Origin of the sequence: Phocaeicola paurosaccharolyticus JCM 15092 (genome assembly GCF_000613805.1) — a bacterium.
GTDB classification, from domain to species: Bacteria; Bacteroidota; Bacteroidia; order Bacteroidales; family Bacteroidaceae; genus Phocaeicola; species Phocaeicola paurosaccharolyticus.
This window is the reverse complement of sequence record NZ_BAJR01000059.1, coordinates 1-4,441: the sequence shown is the minus strand read 5'-3', so window position 1 is coordinate 4,441 and position 4,441 is coordinate 1. Positions and strand designations below refer to the sequence as shown.

The window sequence follows — 4,441 nt, the reverse complement described above, 5'->3', positions numbered from 1 at the left end:
TCATATTTTAATTTATTAGAGTTATATTATATAAATAAAAAATATTTATATTTTTGTATTATATAATAACCTTCCAGACATGAAATGGTATTCCCAATATGCCTCTGTATACAATAGAGAATATAATTCTATCGATAAAAATATTATTAATAGAATTAAGTCGAACATCACTTCCCTACAAAGTGACGTTCCATTAATTACAGTTTCTGTTATAGGTTACAATGAAGAAAAACATTTAGTTTCTTGTCTATGGTCTCTAAGTGATATGAAGTGTAAATATCCAGTTGAAATTATTGGAATAGATAATAATTCTAAAGATAACACAGCTCAAATATTCAAGGATTGCGGAGTTAAATTGTTTCAAGAAAATAAGCAAGGCTGTGGATACGCTAGAAGTTGTGGACTTTATAATGCTAGAGGGAAATATCACATTAACATTGATTCTGATACAATGTATCCACCAAAATACGTTGAGATTATGTCAGATAAACTTATGAAAAAGAATACTGTTGCTGTTTCATCATTATGGAGTTATATTCCTGACAAAGAACATCCTAAATTTGGATTAATAATATACGAATTTAGCAGAGATCTATATCTTTTTATACAATCATTTAAGAGACCAGAATTAAGTGTGAGAGGGCTTGTATTTGCATATAATATAGAGCTAGCTCGCAAAGTTGGAATCAGAACAGATATAATAAGAGGGGAAGATGGTTCGCTTGCACTAGGACTAAAAAAGTATGGAAAGATTTTGTTTCTTAGGAATAGAAAGGCTAGAGCTATCACAGGTTATGATACAATGAAAAACGATGGCTCGTTTTTTAATAGTTTTAAAATAAGAGTAAAATCGAGATTAATAAACTTCAAAGATTTATTAACTTCACAAACGGAATATAAAGATAAAAAATCAAATATTATTAAAAATGAAGACAAGGACTCCATTAGATAGAAATGATTTAAAAATAGGTAAGAAAGATTTTGTTCTTGAAATTGGTAGCGGCCATAACCCATCATTTAGATCTGATGTTATAGTTGATAAATATATACATGATAATAGCAATAGATGTGGAAACATTAAAATATACCATCATCAAAAGTTTGTTAATGCAGATGGAGAAAATTTACCCTTTTCAGATAAAGAGTTTGATTATGTTATCTGTAATCAAGTATTAGAACATACTGATAATCCAGAAAAATTTATTTCTGAATTACAGAGAGTAGCCAAAAGAGGTTATTTAGAGACTCCTAGTCTTTTGGGTGAATTCTTATTTCCTAAAGAATCTCACAAATGGGTTATACTATGGATTGACAATAAACTCATTCTTTTTAACAAAGAGAAAATGCCTGGAAATTATAATAACAACTATGGTGAGCTATTTCTTAATTATCTTCCTTTTCAATCATTAACATACAAACTACTTTGGTATACAGAAAAAGGAGTAACACTTAATAAAATAGAATGGGAAGGAAAAATAGATGTTATAGTTAATCCAGAAGATGAAGAATATGCAAAATATTTTACTAACAAATGGGATAAAGACATGGTAAGACATCTTTTTCCTAAAAGAAAATTATATAAAGAATTATACAAAATAGTAAATGCTATTTTATATTTAATAAAAAGAAAAGTATATTACATCTGTAGTACTCATGAAACTCCTATGGATATTAATGAATATTTGGGAAATAGGATAGAATAATATTTAATTTGTTATGAGTAAAATTAGAGTTCTTGAAGTTATAAGACAAGGTGATATAGGTGGAGGAGAATCTCATCTGATTGATCTTGTTAATGGCTTTGAATCAAATATTGAACCTGTTGTGTTGTCATTTTCTTCAGGACAAATGATAGAAGTTCTCTCGATCAATAATATAACATGTCACGTTATAAAAACAAAGCTCCCATTTAATTTATTAGTACAAAAAAAAATTATAGATATAATAAAAAAAGAAAAAATAGATATAATACATGCACACGGCACTAGAGCTGCATCTAATATGCTATTTGCATCTTCGATAACTAAAATCCCCCTTATCTACACAGTCCATGGATGGAGCTTTCACCAAGATCAGATTTACCTCAAAAGAAAAGCTAGGATACTGTGTGAAAAAATGATTTGTAATAATAGTAAAAAGGTTATTTGCGTATCTGAGAACAACCGACAAGTTGGTAAACATGAATTCAATTTATCAAATTGTCAGGTTATTGAAAACGGCATTAATTTAAATGTCTTCAATTATAATATTCAGTCAAATCTTCACAATTTATTCAGATCAAGTAGTGATGATTTCGTTATAGCATTTATAGGTAGAATAACAGCTCAGAAATCACCTATAGATTTTATTGAGAGTATTGCATTAGCCCACAAGAAAAATAAACAGATTAAAGGACTAATTGTCGGAGAAGGAGATTTAATTGAAAAAGTAAAGGAGTTTATTGCTAAAAATAAATACAACGAATTTATCCAACTAGAAAATTTCAGAAATGACATACCTCAAGTTCTTAAAGCAATTGACGTTTTTGTGCTTCCTAGTCTTTGGGAAGGCCTTTCAATAGCATTACTTGAAGCAATGGCAATGAAAAAAGCAATTGTTACTACACCAACGGATGGAACTAGGGAAATTATTATAGATCACCAAAATGGCATTATTGTTCCTTTCAATAATGTCCATAAACTTGCTGATTCATATATTGAGCTATTAGAAAATCCAAATAAAATGATAATTTTTGGGGAGAATGCATACAATACAATAAACTTGAGATTTAATAGCCAAAGAGTTTGCGACAAAGTTTCAGAAATATACAAAAGTGTTTTACAATCATGCTAATTACTATCATTTTTTATATATCTATCTTCATAGTATTCTATACTTATATTGGTTATGGTTTATTATTATACTTAATACTGATCATTAAAAGACGTTTTAAACAAAATAAGGAAACCGAAGATTTTAATAGTACACTTCCTGAAGTTACTCTTTTTATTGCGGCTTACAACGAAGACTATGTTATTGAGGAAAAAATGAAGAATTGTTATGAAATAGACTATCCTAAAGATAAACTTAAAATTCTATGGATTACAGATGGCAGCAATGATAAAACTAATGAACTGCTAAAGCAATATGAAAACATAACTCTCCTTTTTCAACCAGAAAGAAAAGGAAAGACTGCTGCAATTAATAGAGGGATGAAGTTTGTAAATACCCCAATTACAGTTTTTACAGATGCCAACACATTTATTAATTCTTCTTCAATAAAAGATATTATTAATAGTTTCAACAATAAGAATGTTGGATGTGTAGCTTGCGAGAAAAGAATCAATAATAATTCGATAGAAAACAATGCAGCAAAAAACGAAAGTTTATATTGGAGATATGAATCTAAATTAAAACAAATGGATTCTGAATTAAATTCCACTATTGGTGCTGCAGGAGAATTATATGCCATTCGTACATATCTGTTTGAAGAAATGCCTGATAACACACTCTTAGATGATTTTATTCTTTCAATGAGAATAGCAATGAAAGGGTATATCATATCATATTGTGAGAAAGCTTATGCAATTGAGAATGGCTCAGCTAATATTTATGAAGAGAGGAAGAGGAAGATTAGAATTGCGGCCGGGGGAATTCAGTCGATTATTATGCTTAAAGAACTTCTAAATATTTTCAAATATAAATTACTTAGTTTTCAATATGTATCTCATAGAGTTCTAAGATGGTCTATAACACCATTATGCCTCTTCTTAATTATTCCAATTAATATTTATCTTGTGGTTATAAATGATAACATAATATATTTCCTACTACTTATAGCACAAATAATATTCTATTTATGTGGAATTATTGGATGGTATTATTCAATAAAATCAAAAAAGAATAAATTCATAAGTATTCCATATTATTTCTTATTTATGAATTTAAATGTAATAAAAGGATTCTTTTATCTAAAAAATAAGAAAAACAATGATGGGACCTGGGAAAAGTCAATAAGAGCGTGATTAATTAAAATACGATGATATCATTTCACGTAATTTATTAGTCATAATCGGTTTTGCCATATAATTATTGCATCCAGATTCATAAGCTTTTTCCTTATCGCTATCGTATGCATTTGCTGTAAGTGCTATGATTGGGATGTTTGTATCAATCTTTCTAATTTCCTTAGTAGCAGTCAAGCCATCCATAATTGGCATTTTAATATCCATTAGAATCATATCCGGATTAACCTCTTTAAATTTGCTTATAGCCTCTTCACCATTAGCAGCTCTAATTACTTCATATTCTTTACGCAAAATTATAGACAATAATAAGAAATTACTATCAGTATCTTCTGCGACTAATATTTTCTTCATAATATAAATTATATTGTGTTGATATAGTTAAAGCAAAAATACAATAAAAAAAGATAGATACAATAAATTTTAATATATTTGCA

At 28.3% G+C, this 4,441-nt stretch carries 5 protein-coding genes; 4 read left to right on the top strand and 1 reads right to left on the bottom strand.

The window, feature by feature from the left end:
* Positions 1-79 precede the first annotated feature (79 nt).
* The 4 genes from JCM15092_RS13975 to JCM15092_RS13960 are packed head-to-tail and all read left to right on the top strand — an operon-like array spanning position 80 to position 4,004.
* Positions 80-952 carry a glycosyltransferase family 2 protein gene (locus tag JCM15092_RS13975; RefSeq protein WP_024995181.1) on the top strand — a complete coding sequence of 291 codons (873 nt, stop codon included), beginning with the start codon at positions 80-82 and terminating at the stop codon, positions 950-952.
* Positions 927-1,703, top strand: a complete 777-nt coding sequence (locus tag JCM15092_RS13970; protein WP_024995180.1) for a class I SAM-dependent methyltransferase — start codon at positions 927-929, stop codon at positions 1,701-1,703. The genes JCM15092_RS13975 and JCM15092_RS13970 overlap by 26 nt, the downstream gene beginning before the upstream one ends.
* Before the next feature lie 13 nt (positions 1,704-1,716).
* Positions 1,717-2,832 carry a glycosyltransferase family 4 protein gene (locus JCM15092_RS13965; RefSeq protein ID WP_024995179.1) on the top strand — a complete coding sequence of 372 codons (1,116 nt, stop codon included), beginning with the start codon at positions 1,717-1,719 and terminating at the stop codon, positions 2,830-2,832.
* Entirely contained in the window at positions 2,826-4,004 is a 1,179-nt protein-coding gene (locus JCM15092_RS13960; RefSeq protein ID WP_034542086.1) for a glycosyltransferase family 2 protein, read from the top strand. Before JCM15092_RS13965 ends, JCM15092_RS13960 begins: the two co-directional genes overlap by 7 nt.
* Here the strand turns inward: JCM15092_RS13960 and JCM15092_RS13955 are convergent, their stop codons facing one another.
* Positions 4,005-4,358, bottom strand: a complete 354-nt coding sequence (locus JCM15092_RS13955; RefSeq protein ID WP_024995177.1) for a response regulator — start codon at positions 4,356-4,358, stop codon at positions 4,005-4,007. It lies immediately after the preceding gene.
* Positions 4,359-4,441 lie beyond the last annotated feature (83 nt).